This is a genomic window from Bacillus sp. RC242, assembly GCF_044908245.1.
GTDB lineage: Bacteria > Bacillota > Bacilli > Bacillales > Bacillaceae_G > Bacillus_A > Bacillus_A mycoides.
On record NZ_JBIYCZ010000020.1, the window covers coordinates 25742 to 45127 of the forward strand.

The 19386-nt window shown below is 34.9% G+C and carries 19 protein-coding genes; 4 read left to right on the forward strand and 15 right to left on the reverse strand.

The genetic code is table 11. The features are described 5' to 3' along the window. Window positions 1-8: 8 nt before the first annotated feature. The 3 genes from opp4C to ABH957_RS26525 all read right to left on the reverse strand — a co-directional run bounded on the left by opp4C (window position 9) and on the right by ABH957_RS26525 (window position 3733). Complete coding sequence (gene opp4C, locus ABH957_RS26515; RefSeq protein ID WP_242311472.1) at window positions 9-929, reverse strand: oligopeptide ABC transporter permease; 921 nt, start codon at window positions 927-929, stop codon at window positions 9-11. Window positions 930-941: 12 nt separating this feature from the next. Then, the gene (locus tag ABH957_RS26520) at window positions 942-1898 is read right to left on the reverse strand and encodes an ABC transporter permease (protein ID WP_061689743.1); all 957 of its coding nucleotides are present in this window, start codon (window positions 1896-1898) and stop codon (window positions 942-944) included. A gap of 107 nt (window positions 1899-2005) precedes the next feature. Next, entirely contained in the window at window positions 2006-3733 is a 1728-nt protein-coding gene (locus ABH957_RS26525) for an ABC transporter substrate-binding protein (protein WP_404449373.1), read from the reverse strand. 348 nt (window positions 3734-4081) lie between these two features. Between ABH957_RS26525 and ABH957_RS26530 the strand changes: the two genes are divergently transcribed. Beyond that, the gene (locus ABH957_RS26530; protein WP_000369259.1) at window positions 4082-4279 is read left to right on the forward strand and encodes a hypothetical protein; all 198 of its coding nucleotides are present in this window, start codon (window positions 4082-4084) and stop codon (window positions 4277-4279) included. A 15-nt stretch (window positions 4280-4294) separates the two neighbouring features. On the opposite strand, the gene ABH957_RS26535 is transcribed toward ABH957_RS26530, so the two are convergent. The 7 genes from ABH957_RS26535 to ABH957_RS26565 all read right to left on the reverse strand — a co-directional run bounded on the left by ABH957_RS26535 (window position 4295) and on the right by ABH957_RS26565 (window position 11880). Then, window positions 4295-5440, reverse strand: a complete 1146-nt coding sequence (locus ABH957_RS26535; RefSeq protein WP_002124789.1) for an ABC transporter permease — start codon at window positions 5438-5440, stop codon at window positions 4295-4297. Between the two features lie 11 nt (window positions 5441-5451). After that, window positions 5452-6648, reverse strand: a complete 1197-nt coding sequence (locus ABH957_RS26540) for an ABC transporter permease (protein ID WP_404512551.1) — start codon at window positions 6646-6648, stop codon at window positions 5452-5454. A gap of 15 nt (window positions 6649-6663) precedes the next feature. Continuing rightward, a complete protein-coding gene (locus ABH957_RS26545; protein ID WP_000960163.1) occupies window positions 6664-7596 on the reverse strand; it encodes an ABC transporter ATP-binding protein in 933 nt (310 codons plus the stop codon). A gap of 138 nt (window positions 7597-7734) precedes the next feature. Next, window positions 7735-8391, reverse strand: a complete 657-nt coding sequence (locus ABH957_RS26550; RefSeq protein ID WP_063218196.1) for a response regulator — start codon at window positions 8389-8391, stop codon at window positions 7735-7737. Further along, entirely contained in the window at window positions 8388-9581 is a 1194-nt protein-coding gene (locus tag ABH957_RS26555; protein WP_078185466.1) for a sensor histidine kinase, read from the reverse strand. The genes ABH957_RS26550 and ABH957_RS26555 overlap by 4 nt, the downstream gene beginning before the upstream one ends. 153 nt (window positions 9582-9734) lie before the next feature. After that, window positions 9735-11621 carry a ribosomal protection-like ABC-F family protein gene (abc-f, locus tag ABH957_RS26560; RefSeq protein ID WP_404512553.1) on the reverse strand — a complete coding sequence of 629 codons (1887 nt, stop codon included), beginning with the start codon at window positions 11619-11621 and terminating at the stop codon, window positions 9735-9737. Between the two features lie 124 nt (window positions 11622-11745). Further along, entirely contained in the window at window positions 11746-11880 is a 135-nt protein-coding gene (locus tag ABH957_RS26565; protein ID WP_000650295.1) for an RAxF-45 family protein, read from the reverse strand. A 420-nt stretch (window positions 11881-12300) separates the two neighbouring features. On the opposite strand from ABH957_RS26565, the gene ABH957_RS26570 reads away from it, so the two are divergent. Beyond that, a complete protein-coding gene (locus tag ABH957_RS26570) occupies window positions 12301-12429 on the forward strand; it encodes a hypothetical protein (RefSeq protein WP_002029408.1) in 129 nt (42 codons plus the stop codon). 133 nt (window positions 12430-12562) lie between these two features. Beyond that, a complete protein-coding gene (locus tag ABH957_RS26575; protein WP_404512555.1) occupies window positions 12563-13357 on the forward strand; it encodes a DUF4931 domain-containing protein in 795 nt (264 codons plus the stop codon). A gap of 11 nt (window positions 13358-13368) precedes the next feature. Here the strand turns inward: ABH957_RS26575 and ABH957_RS26580 are convergent, their stop codons facing one another. After that, on the reverse strand, window positions 13369-13902 hold the full coding sequence (locus ABH957_RS26580; RefSeq protein WP_000713256.1) for a transglycosylase SLT domain-containing protein: 534 nt from the start codon (window positions 13900-13902) through the stop codon (window positions 13369-13371). Between the two features lie 248 nt (window positions 13903-14150). Between ABH957_RS26580 and ABH957_RS26585 the strand changes: the two genes are divergently transcribed. Next, window positions 14151-15800, forward strand: coding sequence for a DUF2334 domain-containing protein (locus ABH957_RS26585; protein WP_404512557.1), 1650 nt, complete (start codon window positions 14151-14153; stop codon window positions 15798-15800). Between the two features lie 31 nt (window positions 15801-15831). Here ABH957_RS26585 and ABH957_RS26590 read toward each other — a convergent pair whose 3' ends face one another. From ABH957_RS26590 to ABH957_RS26605, 4 genes are all read right to left on the reverse strand, one after another. Next, window positions 15832-16602 carry a TatD family hydrolase gene (locus ABH957_RS26590; RefSeq protein ID WP_404449361.1) on the reverse strand — a complete coding sequence of 257 codons (771 nt, stop codon included), beginning with the start codon at window positions 16600-16602 and terminating at the stop codon, window positions 15832-15834. A gap of 745 nt (window positions 16603-17347) precedes the next feature. Next, window positions 17348-17710, reverse strand: coding sequence for a YxeA family protein (locus ABH957_RS26595; protein ID WP_404512559.1), 363 nt, complete (start codon window positions 17708-17710; stop codon window positions 17348-17350). Between the two features lie 260 nt (window positions 17711-17970). Beyond that, window positions 17971-18807, reverse strand: coding sequence for a YitT family protein (locus ABH957_RS26600; RefSeq protein ID WP_002009911.1), 837 nt, complete (start codon window positions 18805-18807; stop codon window positions 17971-17973). Window positions 18808-18923: 116 nt separating this feature from the next. After that, complete coding sequence (locus tag ABH957_RS26605) at window positions 18924-19253, reverse strand: PH domain-containing protein (RefSeq protein WP_404449357.1); 330 nt, start codon at window positions 19251-19253, stop codon at window positions 18924-18926. Window positions 19254-19386 lie beyond the last annotated feature (133 nt).

Below are 19386 nucleotides of genomic sequence, written 5' to 3' on the forward strand. Positions count from 1 at the left end.
TTTCTCACCTACCGCTTCATCTTTGGATCTAATGCATCACGAAGTGCATCGCCAAGTATATTAATTGATACAACTGTTATAAAGATTGCAAAACCAGGCGGGATCCATAACCACGGACGCTTTTGGAAATCGATTAATGAGTTTGCTGCACTAATCATATTTCCCCACGATGGTGTAGGCGGGACAACGCCAAGTCCTAGGTAACTTAGTGCAGACTCACTTAAAATAGATCCTGCCACACCTAACGTCGCTACAACAATTAATATTGGAAAAACGTTTGGAATTAAATGATGGAGAATTTTACGAGAATCTTTTAATCCCAAGACGTCCGCTGCCTGCATAAATGCTTGCTCCCGCAGCGTTAAAATTTGACCTCGTACGAGGCGTGCAAGTCCTGGCCATCCTACTAAACTTAAAATAATCATTACGACATATAACCGATATTCTGATGGTAGTTTCCATTCTGATAAAATTGCCCCCATTATAATAAGCAACGGTAATCCTGGAATGGACATTAACACATCTGCAATACGCATAATTAGATGGTCTACAATGCCACGATAAAAACCAGCAATGGCTCCTAACAGAGCACCGAGTATAACAGATAGTAACATCGATGCTAAACCGATTGTTAATGAAATACGTCCTGCTTGCATAAGCCTAGTTAAAATGTCCCGTCCTAATTGGTCTGTTCCGAGCCAATGTGAAAGGTTAGGTGGTTTATTGATTTGCGTTACTTGTACTGTCCCCGAAGCATATGGTGAAAAGATTGGACCAATGAAACTAAATAAAAACATAAATATTAAAATGTATAAACCAAACAATGCCAACTTATTTTGCTTTATTTTTTTATAGGCTTGACGCCATGGTGATGATTCGTTTCTTTTTTTCGGTTCTTTCTTTTTCTTTATTGTTGTAATAGTCTCCATATCTTCCCCCCCTTACTTCAGTCGAATTCGTGGATCAACAAGCCCATATACAATATCTGCAAAAAAGTTCGCCATAATTGTTAAACAAGAAAGAAACATCGTAAATGCCATTAATACTGTATAATCACGAAAGTTCAATGCTTCTAATTGAATACTTCCAATCCCTGGCCAGTTAAAGATTTGTTCAATAATAATTGCGCCAGAAAATAAGCCTGGTAATTCAAACGCAAGTAAAGTAATCGCTGGTAAAATTGCATTTTTCAATGCATGCTTATAAATAACTTTTCTTTCTTTCAACCCTTTTGCACGTGCAGTACGAATATAGTCTTGTCTTACAACATCCAACATACCTGTTCTAAAATATCGTGTTAATGACCCTACACCGAGAAGCGTTAAAATAAATACAGGCAGAATCATATGACGTAATACTTCCAATATGTATGTGATACCTGTCGAATTACTTCCAATATCAATCATGCCGCCAATTGGTAATAAATTTAAATCAACTGCCAATAATTTAATTAAGAACAATCCTATAAAAAATGATGGGAATGACATTGCAGCAAAAACACCAATTGTTACAAGTCTATCAAACCATGAATGCTGTTTTGTTGCTGAAACAACACCAATTATAAGAGCAATAATCCAAGTGAAAAATAAAGCTGCAACTGCAACAATAAATGTATTCCAAATGAACTTATTAAGTAATGATGTTACTGGTTCTTGATATTGTAATGAGAAGCCAAAATCACCGTGCAGTGCGTTACCTAGCCAGTGAAAGTATCTTTCAATAATCGGCTTATTTAAACCATACAGTTCCCTTAATTCTTGAGCTCTCTCTGGTGTTAACTTTGGATTCGAATCAATATAATCACCTGGCAAGAGTGCAAATAAGAAAAAGATAATAATGGACGTACCAAACAATGTAGGAATCATTTGTAGAAACCTACGAATGATGTATGTTTTCACCTTTTGTCTCCCCAATCCTATTTACTTAAAAATAGAAGAACATTTTTTCAAAGCAGCGTTTATTCCTTGCTGTATGAAAAAATGTCTTCTATTATTTCAGTTAATCTTTATTTTTCAACTGATAGCACTGGTAAGTTAGAACTAATACCATCATATTTTTCTGGATTGATGCCTTGTATACGTGCATTGTGAGCGTAAAGTAGTTTACGATAGTTTAGTAAAATAACCGGTGGATCATCGCTTAACTCTTTATACAGTTCTTTATAAACTGCTCTACGTTTTTCAATATCTGTCGTCTCTATGCCTTTTACAATTAATTCATCAACTTTCGGATTACTATAACCTGTATCACTTTTTGGGTTAGTTGATAAGTAGTCACTTACCACTTCACTTGGATCACTAATTCCTGGTGTTGAAACCGCTGCTAAATCATAGTCACCTTTTCCCACTTTTGAAAGCATCGTATTAAAGTCCATTAGCTCTGGATTTATTTCAACACCGATTGCTTTGTAGCTTTCTTTTGCAATTGGAATAAAGATATCATTTGTTTTTCCTGTATTTGATGCGTAGTATGTTAATTTTAATTTTTGACCATCTTTTTCACGAACCCCGTCAGAACCTACTTTCCAACCAGCTTCATCCAATAATTTTTTAGCCTTTTCTACATCGTATGGATATTTATTAATTCCTTCTTCCGTATATGCCCACGAAACTGGAGCAATTGGTACGTTAGCAACAGAACCATATCCTTGTAAAGCTGTATCAACATACTTCTTACGATCTAACCCATAAGTAAGTGCTTGGCGGACTTTCTTATCTTTCAAATATGGCTTCTTATTATTCACATAAATATAAGCGATATCACTAGAAGACTCGAGATTAATATTCGCAAAACCTAATCCTTTTAATTGTTCTATATTTTCAGGATTTGCTCTAAATCCACTATAATCTAGTTCACCTGTTTGGAATAATTGGAATCCAGTATCACCTGATGTTATTTTGTAAATAAAGTTTTTGATTTTCGGTTTTCCTGCATAATAATGTTCATTGGCAACAAAGCGAACTTCTTGACCTGGAACATATTTCTCAAATTTATATGGTCCCGCAGCAATTGGTTGCCCATACAACGCTTTTAAATAGTCTAAACTTGTATTTTGTTTATATTCTTTTCCATAATAAGCTTTTGATAACACTGACCCACCTAAAGCAGTTAGTGCCTGAGAATTAACTTTTTCAGTTATAATTTTAATTGTTTGTGGGTTAACAACTTGAACTCCTTCAATAGAAGTTGCTTTTCCTTCTTTATATTCTTTCCCACCTTTAATGGCATACTGAGCAATATCCACCCCACCTTCATATGCTTTATCATGGAGTAGTGTTAATGTGAATGCTACGTCATCCGCTGTTAAAGGGGAACCATCACTAAACTTTAAATCTTTACGTAAATGGAATGTATATGTTAACTGATCAGCAGAAATATCCCATTTTTCTGCAAGGTCTGGAGCAGGTTTACCTTGTTTGTCTGTTGTTACTAATGATGCAAAAATAACAGACGTTACGTTTCCATCCCAACCATTCTCTTGGAAATATGGTAAGAAAACGCCTCCTGGCTTAGAAATAGCCGTGATAAAAGTGTCCTTCCGCTGATTTGCTTTTTCTGGACTTTTCTTCTTATCTGTAGCTGGAATTGTTTCAATCTTAGAGTCTTTTAAATCCTGTTTTTGCACTGGTTCTGTAGAAGCCGTATCCTCCTGTCCCCCACAAGCAGATAACACAAGCGAACTACTCAGTAATACCGAAAATACACCAGCCCATTTTTTTGTCTTTTTCTTCATTGTCCCCACCCTAACTTTTTTTTAATAATTACACCTTATGAACTGCTTGCCTAATGTATGCCTCCCACAGCAACATTTCATAGCCGATCGGAAAAGTCGGTTTTAAACGTAAAAAAAGATGTTTTTGAGGGGTAACAATCTTATTCCGACCTTTCCGGTAGACTTTATGGTTATTAGCTTATATCTTTCAGTATATTTTGTCAATTATTTCTATATAAATATTTTGAGAATTCTTTCGAAATTATTGATCAATCTTTAATTTAAATAAACTTAGCAAAAAATTCATTCTATTACCTAATAGTCCCGCATAGAATAATAACAATTAACTACCAAGAAGGGGGCGAAAATATGGACAACCTATTCCAATATGTCCTGCACTATGTGCTATTAACAATCATGATAGTCGGGGCGTTATTACTATTCCCTTTCTTCCCAAAGTTCGTCCTCTTTTTAGCTTTTTTTATTATGCTCGGGATCGCTATTATAATTTCAACAAGGGAAGATACCACACAAAAAGAAAGCAGAGTTCAGCGCGTAAAGCTGTAACTCTGCTTTCTTTTTTCAGTCATAACGTATTCTTGTTAAACCAATTACGAAAAATACTCCTGCAAATAAAATGAGTATACCAATATATCCTCCTATATCTGCTAATGTACCTCCCCTTACAATTAACTCAGTAAAGCCACGCATCGCCCACGTTTGCGGAACAAAATTTGCCGCCGCTTGCATCCATGAAGGCTCAATTTCAATTGGCCAATAAAGACCACCAATCATACACGTTGAAATTACAACGATATTCCCTAGTGCGGACTGCTGTTCTGTTGTTTTCACGATACTTGCCAATAATAAAGCTAGACCAATAACCGCTAATAGCAATACTGAAACGAGTGTAATAACCCCTAATAAATTTCCCCACTGCACATCAAATAATGAATGCGTTAATATCATTAAAACACCAAATTGAATCCACCCTATTAAAAAGAAGGAAAGGATATATCCTGCTAGTATTTGAACTTTTGAAACTGGCGCTCCTAATAAACGAGACCAAACACCAAGTTGTCTAGCTTTCAAAATAGTTCCCGTCGCACTTAACATGACAATCATGACGAATAGAATTGAAAAACCTGCCGCTCGCCCTGTAACGTTATTTAACTTTTGATCATCGTGTAAAATCAATTCTTTTTGAATCGAAACAGGATCTATTTTTGTATAAATTGTTTCATACATCGTTTCCCACGAAGTGTTACTTTTCTTCTCAAAATCTCTTGCTGCACTAACTTCTATCTCCATCTTTTTTAATGCACTTGCTAATACTTGCTCTACAGAAGTTCCACCCGTAAAATCAGCACTGGCTTGAAATTGGATATTTTCTACTTTTCCATCTAGCATACTCTTTTGAAAATCTTTCGGAATGATGATTATACCAGACGCTTTCTTATCTTCGATCCTCTGTGTCCCTTCCCTATACGTTACCTTTTCTATAGAAATTAAATCACTTTTCTTTATTTCCTCATAATACTTGCCAGATAATACAGAACCATCTTTATCTACTAAACTAATATTTACTTTCTCATTCCCACTTCCGCCTAAAAGTCCACCGAATATGAGTGTAAAAATAATAGGCATTCCAAACATGAGTATATAACTTTGTGGCTTAATTAAAATTTGTTTTAATTCTAGCCAACAAAGCGCCCAAACTTTCTTCATCATTTCTCCTCCTATCTCGTACGTAAACGTAACGTTCCAATCATAACGGAGATAATTCCTGCACTACATAAACTTAAAATGACAGGGAATAGCACATCCCAAGATGTTCCCGACATAATATTTAAGAAGCTCGTAAGTGCCCATTTATTCGGAGCAATATTCGCAACTGTTTGAAGTGTATCGGGAAATACGTAAATCGGTAACATTGATCCTCCTAATATAGCTAGTATTTGAATACCGATTCCCCCCATTAAATCTGCCGTTTTTTCCTCACGAATAAAAGCGGCGATTAACATAGATAAACCAGAAACACAAATTGCATAAGAAATTCCCAACACTACTATTTGAGACACATCTGCGCCCCATTCCACATGAAACATAAAGTGTGTAGCAACTATAAATATTCCAAATTGTATACAGGCAAATAGTAATGTACCTAAAAACTTCCCGAATAAAATTGAAAATGAGCTCGTCGGTGTACTGAACAAACGCGCCAACGTTTCAGTTCGTTGCTCTGTTACAACTGACTTTGCACCTACTGTTATGTTATATAGTAAAAACATGACTAACATTGCTGCTGCATAATATTGCATCGCTGCAACTGTTTTTTTGCCTACCGTTCCTTTTTGGATGTTACCCACACTTGCAGTTGCTATCGTCTGTAGACTTCCACTTACCTCTTTTGCAACTTGTGCTACATCACTCTGCTGAGATTTTGCTAATTCTGTTACAACACTTTTAGTAGATACTGCGACTGTTTGAACACGTTCTGAAAAAGAGCGGATCATTGACTCAGCAATTTTTGCTTGTATATCTTTTGATGGGTCTATAAGCACCTTTGGTTCTTTTAATTTTCCATCTTGTACTTGTTCGCTCCATTTATTTGGGATGACAATTCCTACATCGATTTTCTTTCCCTTTAACATATCTTCAAGCTCTTCCTGAGAATTAACTACCTTTACTTTCACATCATCTTTTATTTCTTTAGATTGCAATACATCTTTTTGAAAGACATCTGCAAACTCATCCGTTCCCTCTTGATAATAGCCAATTACTGTTTTCGGTAGTCCACCACTCTCAAATACATCACTTAATGCTGAACCTAAAATGGCCGTTAATACAAGTGGCATAATTAACATCATCATAAATCCGCGCCGATCAATTAAACGGATTTTTAAATCTTTCCATGCAATAATGAAACTTCTCATCTCGTACTAACCCCCTTAATCACGAAGTGAACGTCCTGTTAATTGTAAAAAAAGTGCCTCTAAATTCGGTTCTTTTACTTCCAGTTTTAAAATTTGAGCTTTGTTTTCAACAACTTCTGAAACAACTATGCCAATTGCCTCGCCACCATTTAGTCCAATATCAATCGTGCTACTATCTTCGTCAAAAATAATCCGCTCAACAACAGGTAGTGCCTTCAACTTTTGTAGCAGTTCCGTACTGTAGCGATTTAATTGCAATTTCACCATAAACCCATCTGTTAGACGATTACATAGCTCTCTTTTCGTTCCTAGTGCAATTACCTTTCCATGATCAACGATGGCAATTCGCTCACATAAATACTCAACTTCTTCCATGTAATGACTCGTATAAATGACCGTCATACCTTTTTCATTTAACTTTTTAACAGTCTCTAAAATATGATTTCTCGATTGCGGATCAATCCCGACTGTCGGTTCATCCATAATTAATAACTCTGGTTCGTGCATAAGTGCTGCACCAATATTAATACGCCTTTTCATTCCACCTGAAAATGTTTCAATTTTATCTTTTCCCCGATCCTGTAAACCGACGTAAGCTAACACTTCCTCTGCCCGCTCTTTTGCAACTTTTCCATTTAAACCATACATCTTTCCCCAGAAGATTAAATTTTCCTTTGCTGAAAGTGTCGGATACAGCGCAATGTCTTGCGGGACAATACCGATTTTCTTTTTCGCTTCTAATGGATACTCTTTTACAGATTTCCCACCAACTTTTATATCACCACTATCGTATGGAATTAACCCGCAAATCATTGATATCGTCGTTGATTTCCCTGCTCCGTTTGGTCCAAGCAACCCAAATGTTTCACCTTTTTTCACTTCAAAAGAAACATTCTTTACGATTTCCTTCTTGCCAAATGATTTCGTAATATGATCTATGACTAACATATTGATTCAGCCCCTTTGTATTCATCTACACTTTCATTGTAGAAAAATTTCTTTTCTTCTCCATCACCCTTAAGATAGAAATACAAAATAAAAAAGCAGCAAATTCCGCTGCTTTTTCACACTTATATATGCCAAAAGTCATGTGTACATCGTGACGCCATACCTTACTGCGTATATTGCTGCTTGTGTTCGATCTCTCAGTTCTAGCTTACTAATCAAATTAGAAACATGATTCTTAACAGTTCCCTCTGTAATAAATAGCTTTTCGGCAATCTCTTTATTATTTAACCCCAGTCCAATTGCTCTTAAAACATCTACTTCTCGCTCAGTTAATTGTTTTAGTTGTTCTGGTGGGTTACACTCTACTGCCACTTTCGTCTTTTTTAATTCCTCTATAATTTGCGCTGTTATATCCTGAGGAAGCACAACCCCGCCACTATGCACCGTTAAAATTGCTTGCGCGATTGCATCTGTCTCCATATCCTTCAATAAATAACCACTCGCTCCTTGCTCCAATGCTTCAAAAATAAGCTCACTATCATTGAATGTCGTCAACATAAGAACCTTTATATGAGGGAACTGTTCTCTAACTAAACGTGTTCCTTCAACACCATTCATACGAGGCATCCGAATATCCATCAAAATAATTTCAGGATGTAGCTCTTTCACTTTTTGTATCACTTCGTCTCCATCCGTAGCCGTTCCCACTACTTCAAGTTCTGGACGTAAATTTAATAACATCGCTAAACCATCGCGAATGAGTGATTGATCATCAACAATCATAATGCGAATCATACCGTTCCCCCTATTACCCATGTTTTCTCCTGTAGCGGAAATTCAATCTGTAACTGGAAGCCTTTTTCTATCTCACTCTCAAATTGAATAGTTCCACCATGTTCCTCTACACGTTCTTTCATATTAAGTAAACCAAAACCCGGACTTACCTCGTTGACTCCCACACCATTATCCGAAATACATAGTTTAACTTGTTTCATTGAACAAGTTAAACTCACTTCACATAAACTCGCTTTCCCGTGACGTTTTGCATTTGTTAAAGACTCTTGCATAATACGAAGTAATGTAGGATGTAGCGACAATGGAATTGTAACAGGATCTCCTTGCAATCGAAAAGATGCTTGTACTTTCGTCATTTTAGAATATTCATTCAACATTCCACGCATATTTTCTACTATGTTTCCTAGTTTGCTTTCCTCTTTTAAAGCATGAACAGAAGCTCTTACTTCTTGAAGTGACTTTCTAGCCAGTTCATAACATGTATGTAAAACCGTTTCTGTCGTATCTGAGTTTTGCTTCCATAGCGCTTCCGCTAGTTGCAACTGCACAAGCAAAGCTGTCATATTATGACCCACGGTATCATGAATTTCTCGGGCAATATCATTTCGCTCCCGAACCGCCGTCAATTCCTCTACCTCTTTGGCATATAGCCTTAATTGTTCATGTGCTTCTTTTAAAGCTGTATGAGATAATGCTAATTCCTCATATTGCTCATCTACCATTTTCCGCGCAGCTGTAAGTTTTTTTATTAAGTTTCCAGCTAAAGCACTGAAAATGATAAACATAAAGTTAATTGCATTACTCTCCAATTCCAGACTCTCTGTATGTTGATACGTATGTAGTATATTTATAAACCAACAAAGAAAGAAAAAAGCGATAAAAAAATAAGTCATCCTTTTACGCCAATCATGAATAAATAATCCTACCGCATCAATTCCAAATATAATTAAATATAAACATGTCTCGGGAAATAAAAACCCTAATAATGCTGTGACAATACCGTTTGTGAGCAAGGTATAAAAAACAAGTTTCCTACTCCCTTTTGCTTTTACAAGCAAAATATGATTCACAATATAAATAAAAAGTGCAATACCGACAAAAATTTGTAAATTTTCTGTTTCACGTGAAACATGATTTGCGTAAACTAAGCAAATCATGACGATTGTAGCAATCCGCGCATATCCTAACATAAAATTCTCCCCACGTTTTAGTGACCTAAAGTTCATTCTCTTATCACATTAACAAGAAAATTATACCGATTTTTCTACTTTCATTATACTAGAAAGAGCAAGCCCTCCCCAAAAATATGAGAAAACAACTTGCTCTTTTTCATTCTATTTTCTTTACTCCACAATATTCTCTAACTCATTATATAACTCCGCTCGCAAAAACTCGTTTTTCGTTTTTTCTTCATACAATTGTTCAAGCATTTCAACATCAACTACATGTTCCATTTTACATTCAAGTGCATATATATCTTCTTCTATATGCATTAACTCGTTTTCAACTTCCTCTAAATTCCTAGACTCCTTCTTTTTTATAGGCATTACTTTTAACACTTTATTCCCTTGCTGTTGCTGCTTCTGTTTTGCTACTTGTTTCTCAATTCTTTCTTCCCACTTTTGACGAGCCCATGCATAGTTCCCTGCAAACTCAAATAATTTGTGCTCATCAATCCAATATGTTTTTTCAAATAACTTATTTAAGAAATAACGATCATGTGAAACAGCTAAAATAGTCCCATTATATTGTTCAAGGGCCTCCTCTAAAACTTCCCTTGATTCAATATCAAGATGATTCGTCGGTTCATCTAAAATAAGAAAATTAACATCTTGATACATAAGTTGCGCGAGTCTTAACCTCATTTTTTCTCCGCCGCTAAGTTGCGTTACTTTCTTAAAAACAGCTGGACCATAAAATAAAAATCGCGCTAATATATGTCTTGCTTCTCCCTCTGTTACAGCCACGCAATCTCTGAAAGCTTCCAATACATTGTTCTTCATATTCCCGTACGCATGTTGCGATAAATAACCGATTTTCACACTACTACCAATTCGAATTTCTCCAGCATCTTGCTGTATTTCTTTTAGTAATAGTTTTAATAGCGTAGTTTTTCCTGTACCATTACGTCCAACGATAGCTGCGCGCTCCTGAAAACGAAGATGCAAATTTACTTTCTCAAATAAAGATCGTTCAGCAAATCCTTTACTCACTTCTTTCATTACAACAACATCTTTCCCGCTTCTCTCTTGCCCTTCAAACTGAAGTCCCATCTGTTTTCTATCCAAAATGGGTCTCTTTAGTTTCTCTATACGCTCTAATGCACGTTCCATATTTCTCGCTCTCTTATGCAATCCTTCATTCGGCGGATTCGCTTGATTTGCCCATTCACGTAGACGCTTAATTGCTTCTTTCATTTTCTTTATTTTCTTTTGCTGTTCTTGATACGCTTGAAATTCTTGAAGCAGCCTTTCTTCCTTTTCCTCAACAAACTGTGAATAGTTCGTATGATATACGTGAATTTCTCCATCTTCTAAATCAAAAATTTTCGTTACAACTTCATCAAGGAAATAGCGATCGTGCGAAATGACCATAACTGTTCCTGTATATTCTTTTAGAAATTGCTCTAACCACTCGACTGCAAATAAGTCCAAATGATTTGTTGGTTCATCTAACAAAAGTAGATCTGGTTTCTGCAATAGCATATACGCAAGGCTTACTTTTGTTTGTTCTCCACCACTTATCTCCATAAATGACCTTCGAAATAGTTCCGTCACCTGTAGACCATTTGCTACCTTCATAATATTCGCTTCTATTTCATAACCACCGAGAAACGCGTACCTTTCTTGAATTACTCCGTATCTCTCCATCAATTTTTGTAAAGCAGATGATTCCTGTTCTTCTGCCATATTTTTTTCTAAAGCATGCATTTCTATCTCCAACTCTTTTTCCTTTTTAAAAGCGGAGCTTAATACATCATATACATTCATTTCATTATTGAATTTTGGAATTTGTGCTACATGACCGATGCATGTACCTTTCTTCATATGAATGGCTCCTGCATCCAAACTCTCCATTCCTGTTAGAAGCTGAAAGATAGTTGTCTTCCCACTACCGTTACGACCAACTAATCCAATACGTTCTCCATTCTTTATTTCAAGCGATATATTTTCAAATATGATGTTTCCACCAAAAGATTTCTTTACATTATTTACACTACAAATTGTCATTTTCCGTACTCCTTTCAATATAAAAAACCATGGGAAAGAAACATTCCCCATGGTTTTTGTCATAGAAAAAGGAAGCCAAATAGCTCCCTTTTCACACGTTTATCAAAAATGGGTGAAGAGACTTCTATCGTTCAATAGCTACTATGCAATTGTTAAAAAAGGGCATACGTATCCCGTTAACAACTGCATCATGAAAAATCGCACGACAAATATAGATATAATCTAAAAATTTTGCGCGCGTAGCTAAAGAACATTTCATCTCATTCACTCCTTTCGTACGGAATTTAATACTTACTTCTTTATTATACTTCCCCGATTTATGTTTGAATAGTCATTTTTCTGAAAATAATGAAGATAGACTAAACATTTCAATAAGTGACATCAAATCTTACAAAACTGTTATGTTCACGTAATGGAAAGCGATAGTACGAAAAGATGCCTCCCTATACAATAAAGATATAAACAAGAGAGACAAAAATAAGGAGGAAACAATCATGATGAAAGAAATCGTAAAAGCAATCTTTGAGGTATTAGTGAACGGACAAGCAGTTGTAAAAGAACTAAACGAACTATAAAAGGGAGGAAAGAACTATGATGAACATGGTAAAAATGATCTTACATGCTTTAGTTGATGCGAAAGCAGTTAGCCAAGAATTAAACCAACAATAAAAAGGGGTATATGAATATGAAGAAAGCCATTATTGTAATCGCAAGTACAGCAATTGCCTTATACACAATAAAAAATAGAAAAAAGAAACAAAATGAAAATGCTCTATATTATCCATACACACTATTAAAGAAAAAATAAAAGACAAGGTACCCTATTGCAATGAGGATATCTTGTCTTTTATTTTTCCCTATTCCCTTTAAAGGATTTCCTTCTCCTTTTCCCGAATGTATTAAGCGGGATTTTTACATATATTTTAAAGGGGCATATACAAATGGATACACAACAACTATATTTTTTAAACGATATCGGTAAACAAAAACCAGAAAGCATTCGGAACAGAAGCGCTGCATGTCCTTTTTGTGACAGAGAAAATTTAACGGATATTTTAGCAACTGAGGGCTCTATTATTTGGTTAAAAAATAAATTTCCTACATTAAAGGATACCTTTCAAACCGTGCTAATCGAAACAGATAATTGCGAAGACCATATCGCAACATATACAGAAGAACATATGAGAAAACTAATTCGCTTCTCTATTCTCCATTGGTTAAACTTACAGGAAAATGAAGAATTCACTTCTGTGATTTTATACAAAAATCATGGTCCATTTTCAGGCGGAAGTTTGCATCATGCACATATGCAAATTATCGGAATGAAACATGTAGACTATCTTGAAAATATTGAGGAAGCAAATTTCCAAGGGGTAATTGTTCAAAAAAATGAACGCATTGAACTCAATATTTCAGAGCGTCCTATTATCGGCTTTACTGAATTTAATATCATCATTGAAGATATTGCATTTATAGATGAAATGGCCAATTGTATTCAGCAAACTGTACGTTACATACTGACAGATTTCCATAAAGGATGTAGTAGTTATAACTTATTCTTCTATCACTTAAACAGGAAAATCATTTGTAAAGTTGTTCCTAGGTTTGTCGTTTCACCGTTGTATGTAGGATATAAAATACCGCAAGTTTCTACAAAACTAGAAGATGTGAAAATACAACTAGCGCAGTATTTCACGAAAGAAAAGGATGAAATTATTCATAAAAAAACAGAGTAGGTATAGAAAACCTACTCTTTGATTACACCTTTATTTCGATAGTATACATCCTCTAATCCGATGTTATACTTCATATTGTTATCCGTCCACTCTGGTCCTAAATTCCCTGGCCATCCAGATGTATTCGCTATATATTTCAGTAATGCAAAATCAGTCAAACCTTTTTGCACCCCGCGCTTATAACCTTTCATTAAATGCGGCATTGCAATTTGCGCATTTGTACGTGGATCTTTCAGCTCTTCATCAGTTAAATGATCTGGCGCAAGCCCACCACCGCGGTGTAATTGAAACAATCCGAATGAAGTTCCGTTATCTCCAACACTTCTTGGATTTAACCTACTTTCATGTTCGGCAATTGTAAGAGGTATCCATTCCGGAAGGTTTACTTTCTTTGCTTCCTCTATAATGATTTGTTTCATCTGTTTTGCTTCTTCTGAATCAACATAGCTTGTCTCATTCATTAGCTTACCCATTCCTTCAGACTTTCCTTGGAAATATAAATACACTCCAAGAACAACTAAAAATCCTACAAAGAATTTCTTCACTACCTCTACCTCTTTCTCCGCTGAAATTTGTCCCCTTTCAGCCTTTCTTTTACAATTACCAACACTCTATCATTCTCTTACCTTTCAATCATAGCAAATTACTATACATATTATCATCATGCTTTAGACCGATTTTGCGAAAAAACATATGGTAAATACGTGCAAAAATGTAACTTACATGGACTATAACTTATTTTTTGTATATAATTGTAAATTGAATTCTATATATAGAATAGGGGCATAAATAAATGAAAAAAACTCTACTAATCTTTTTCAGCATTTTACTACTCATTCCTATACATACCTCTGCACAAACATCATCAAAATCAAAAGTACTCGTTTTGTATAGTACAGAAGACAACAAAATTACAAACAATGTACAAATCCTTAATACTCAGTTAGGGCACTTTACAAAAGATATAACAGTAAAAAGCTTAAAGGAAGTAAAGGAAAGTACTGAATCATCTTCTTATACACATATTGTTTATATCGGAGAGAAAAAAGAAGATTTTTCTATTGCAGCAAAACAATTTCTAGAAAACTTCTCAGGTCCCATATTAGTTTTAGGACAAAATGTTGAACAATTATCTAATCGCTTTTCTTTCATTACCTCGAAAGAAACCGATATACGAATTCACACTATAGAATATCCGACTAACCAGTTAAAAAATGAATTACATGAAGAACGCTTAATGAAGAAAATTGAAACAAAAGGAACAACTCTTGCTTACGCCTTGAGTGCTGATGGAACTCATCCGTTAATCATTCAGCAAGGAACATCCTATTATGTTGCAACTCCAAACCTTTTCGATTGGATGTCTCATTACGTCGGTGAAATGTTATTTTCTTATTTCGGACAAAAACCTGAAACAAATAAAACTTCAGCTTATTTACGCCTTGAAGACGTTCATCCAGCTGTAGATGTAAAGCAATTAAAAGAAATCGCTGAATTACTAAAAGAGAAAAAGCTCCCTTATATGATTACGGTTATCCCTGTTTACAAAGATCCAGACACAGGAAAAACAGTACATTTAAAGGATAACTCTGAATTAATCGATGTTTTACACTTTATGCAAGATAATGGTGGCTCTATCGTTATGCATGGTTACACACATCAGTTTTATGATAGTGAAACTGGCGAAGGTTTTGAATTTTGGGATGTAAAAACAGATCAACCAATTCGCCAACCGAACCATGAAAAATCAAAGACAAAAGAAGATTTTCATTCTACAGAAGACTATAATAAATACGTAGAAAACGGAAAATCCTTCGAAGAAAAATATATTAAAGATCATATTGAAAAAGGGATTACAGAGCTTGTAGAAGCTAAATTATATCCAGTTGCCTTTGAAGCTCCGCACTATACAATGTCTCAAAAAGGATATGAAATACTATCACAATATTTTTCAACTTATGTAGGACAAATACAACTAAACGATACAACTTGGAAATCAATGCACTCACCGGCTTATATAAGTACACCGTCATTTTTACATGGGATGAAATTAATTCCTGAAACTGTTGGCTTTATTGAAGAAGGTAAGCCACAAGCTATAGCAAAAATGAAAGAACGTGCTTTATCTATCACTAAACTATCTGATGGAATTATCGGTGCATTTTATCATCCTTACTTGGGCGTTGAACCATTAAAAGAAGTATTAAAAGAACTAGAAAGTATTCCAAACATAGAGTGGATTGATTTACAAAAAGAAACGAATGAAGTAAAAATGAAAGATATTCATATTACTACTAATAAAGACGGCATTCACGTTAAAAAACCAACAAGTGCGAATGACATAATTGATTATATAAAACAATATGGGTTCTTCCTTATAATTGGGTTCATTATAATTGTCTTTCTTTTATTATTAAGACGTGCGAAAAAATTAGAGTCATAAAAAAACACCAAGCGAGATGCTTGGTGTTTTTTTACGACTCACTAACTTTATAAAATCGCACCGTATTCGCATATATTTGCTCAGTAACTTTCTCTACTGATATTTTTTTTATTATACTAATTTCTTGTAATACATCTTTTATCATATAAGGATGTGTCATCGTATCCTTCTGAAATTCCCACGGCCCATCTGTTTCTACCATCATATATTCAAGCGGATAATACGAAACTATTTTTCTAATTTTCTCCTTATGTAAAACATCCGGTGTGATAGAAATATAATAACCGTTCCTCATCATCCGTTTCATTGCCTCTTCACTTCCTTTAAACCAATGAAAGTGTGCACGCGAAACTTTATATTCTTCAAGTAAACCACATACAGTGTCAGTATCTTCATAAACCGCATGCAATATAATTGGTAAATCGTATTTACTAGCTAGTTCCACAAACTTTTTTAACACCGCTATGTATGGATCAATAGCAATATTTTCATCTTCTTTCCTTAAATAATATGGGAGTCCCACTTCACCAATCGCAACGATTTCCTCTACATGATCTTCAATTAATTTATAAATTTGCTCACATTCCTCTTTATGAATCGGCTGCTCCGGATGAAAACCTATTGCTGGATGTACAAAAGGATATCGCTTTGCTAAAGATAAAGTTTCTAGACATGATTGATAATTCATAGATACTGCAATAAGCCCTTGTATCTCTTTACTGTTTTCCACATCTATAAATAATCTACTTTTCTCTTCATTCTCATATTGATCAACATGTATATGGCTATCAATCAATTTCATCTTTATGCCCCCATAAAAAAAACAAGAAAGGGTCTTCCTTCTTGTTTTATCATCTATATTAGTTAACAATTAAATTTGTTATTATATCAAATAATCCAATACATACTACGGCAACAGTAAAGTAGCTACAGAAATCTTTAATTGGAAACTTCACTACTTCTTCTTTACGCATCCCAGTTTTCTCCCTTCTTAATATATCCCTAATTATTTTTTATCTATTTGTATCTATTATGCAAAAAATATGACAAATTTACTATCGAATTAACTTACGTAAACCTTACAATGTTGTAAGGTTTGAAAAAGAGCCTCATCTAAATAGAGATGAGGGCTATTAAAAATTAGTTGGTTTTTCATTCTTCATTAACATTACAAACAGAAAGTGATACAGTGAGACTTTCTAGTTACACTATATGAAATTTACTATATTTTAACCATCGAATTACATTACAGAAGGCTTACATGTTTGTAAGCTATGTGTAATGTAATTCGATAGTTTCCCTTACCTATATTTCGTACAATAAAGTTAGAAAGTAAGCCAAATAAGAAGAACACTCACATAACCAAATTACATTGCTAGTAGCCGACTCTTCTTATACCTTTCACTCATGCTACTACACTGTACCCCCTTCCCCTTTATATAATAAGAAAAGCCTTAGTCCATATGGACCAAGGCTTTTTCACGAACATAAAATACCCCTACCTAGTATTTTTATTTTCGACAAAAAATAGGCAGGGGTATAATTCGCTATCTCATCGTTAAAAGTTTACTCTTCGCATTAATAGGAATATTTACAGCTTCAATTTCTTCAATTGCCTCGCCGTAGCGTCCTTTTGCGTACACCTTTAATGCTTCATCTCTCTTTAACATATGCTTAACAGTCTTCTTTATTTTTTGTTCTCTTCCACGTTCATCAAATGCAATAAATTCATATTCATACCATTCATCACCGACATGCTGACCAATCGCATCCACAATTGTATAGTATTCTTTCGTCGTATAAAGCGGATTATATTTATCAATAACTGGTCCAAGTTTCGTAGGTAGTAATAGTAATACTACTACTATCACTACCATAGCTATTACAGTAGTAATTATTTTTTTCTTCATAATACTGATCTTCCTCCTCTACAGGATACTTATACATCCATTCTAAAGAGCAGGAATTTAATCTACCATTCAATCCCATTACATTACCCTTACATTTTTGTAAGAATAAAGTGAAGCCTTAATCAGCCCTCACCAATCGGGCGTTTACGGGCAGTTGATCTCCCACCTAACTTCTTTGCTCCAGCTGAATTTTGAGGTGGGAGTTCTACTACCCGTTAATGCGGGATAAAAAAAGATGAACGAATTTTCTCGTTCACCTTTTAGCTTGCTTTAAAGCCACCGCCAAGTACATCACGCACATCGTGAATGACAACGAAGGCATCTTCATCAACTCTACTAATAACTTGCTTTAACTTAACAAGCTCTTGTTTATTAATAACGATATATAAAACTTCTTTATTTTTACCAGTATATCCGCCGCGTCCTTCTAATACAGTGACACCGCGCGTCATGTTTTTCGTAATAGTCTCTCGAATTAAGTCTGGTTGATTCGAAATAATCGTAACAGCTGTTTTTGTATCCATACCTTCCACGATGAAATCAATTACTTTCGCTCCGACAAATACAGCTACAAGTGTATACATTGCCTTTTCTTGTCCTATTATAAATACAGAGCCAGCAATTACAACGATATCAATAATAAGTACGCCTTTACCAACGCTCCAACCTAAATATTGATTTGCTAGTCGAGCTAAAATTGCCGATCCTCCTGATGTACCTCCAGCTTTGAACATACAGCCTAATCCGATACCTACAAATACACCAGCAAATAAAGCTGCTAGTAACGTATCACTATTTACTTGATATTCGATATGTTCTGTAACATATAAAAACAAAGATGTTTCCACAATACCTATAATTGTGTAAACCATCGTTTTCTTATCAAAAAATTTATAACCTACAGCTAATAAAATTGCATTCAAACCAAAATTCACAATTCCCGGTGACCAATCAAATAAATAGTACGTAACAACTGTTAAACCAATAATTCCACCCTCTGATAAACGGTTTGGAATTGCAAAGTAATTAATACCAATTGCGAATAATAATGAACCAATTGTAATTAGTGTTATTTCCTTTATACGTTGATTAACCATAGTTCATACCTCCCCCATTTGACATTGTATCACTATCTCCTAGAGGTTTAGAAGTTGTTTTTATTCCGCATTTCCCCTCACAAAGACCAAGATATTATGTTTAAACAAAGGGGTGATTAATTATTCATATTCGCTCTAACTGTACGGACAAAGCGCTCCACACTCCCACTCTGAATATACTTAGCTCTAATGGTTTCACGATTACAAGTACATTCGAAATATGGACGGAAATCTATGTCATCTATATGCAAATACGAATACTCTTCAAATATCGCAGGATAGCACGGAAATTTCCCGTAAAATAGAAGACGTCTAGTAGTGGCAACAAAAATCCCATGTTGATAACATAAAGTAAAGTCATCCTTTTCAAATATCCCTACGACAAACGCTAAAATCTTTTCGTCATCCTCTACATATTTTTTCATACTTAATAAAAGTTCATTCATGCATATCCCTCCAAATTCTATTCATTGTTTTAACACTTGAAAAGAATCCATGGATTATTACAGACCGGTGTAACTCTTTTATAAAGTATGAAACGCGTTTCCTGTCAAAGACATTTCAAAAAATAATCCGTTA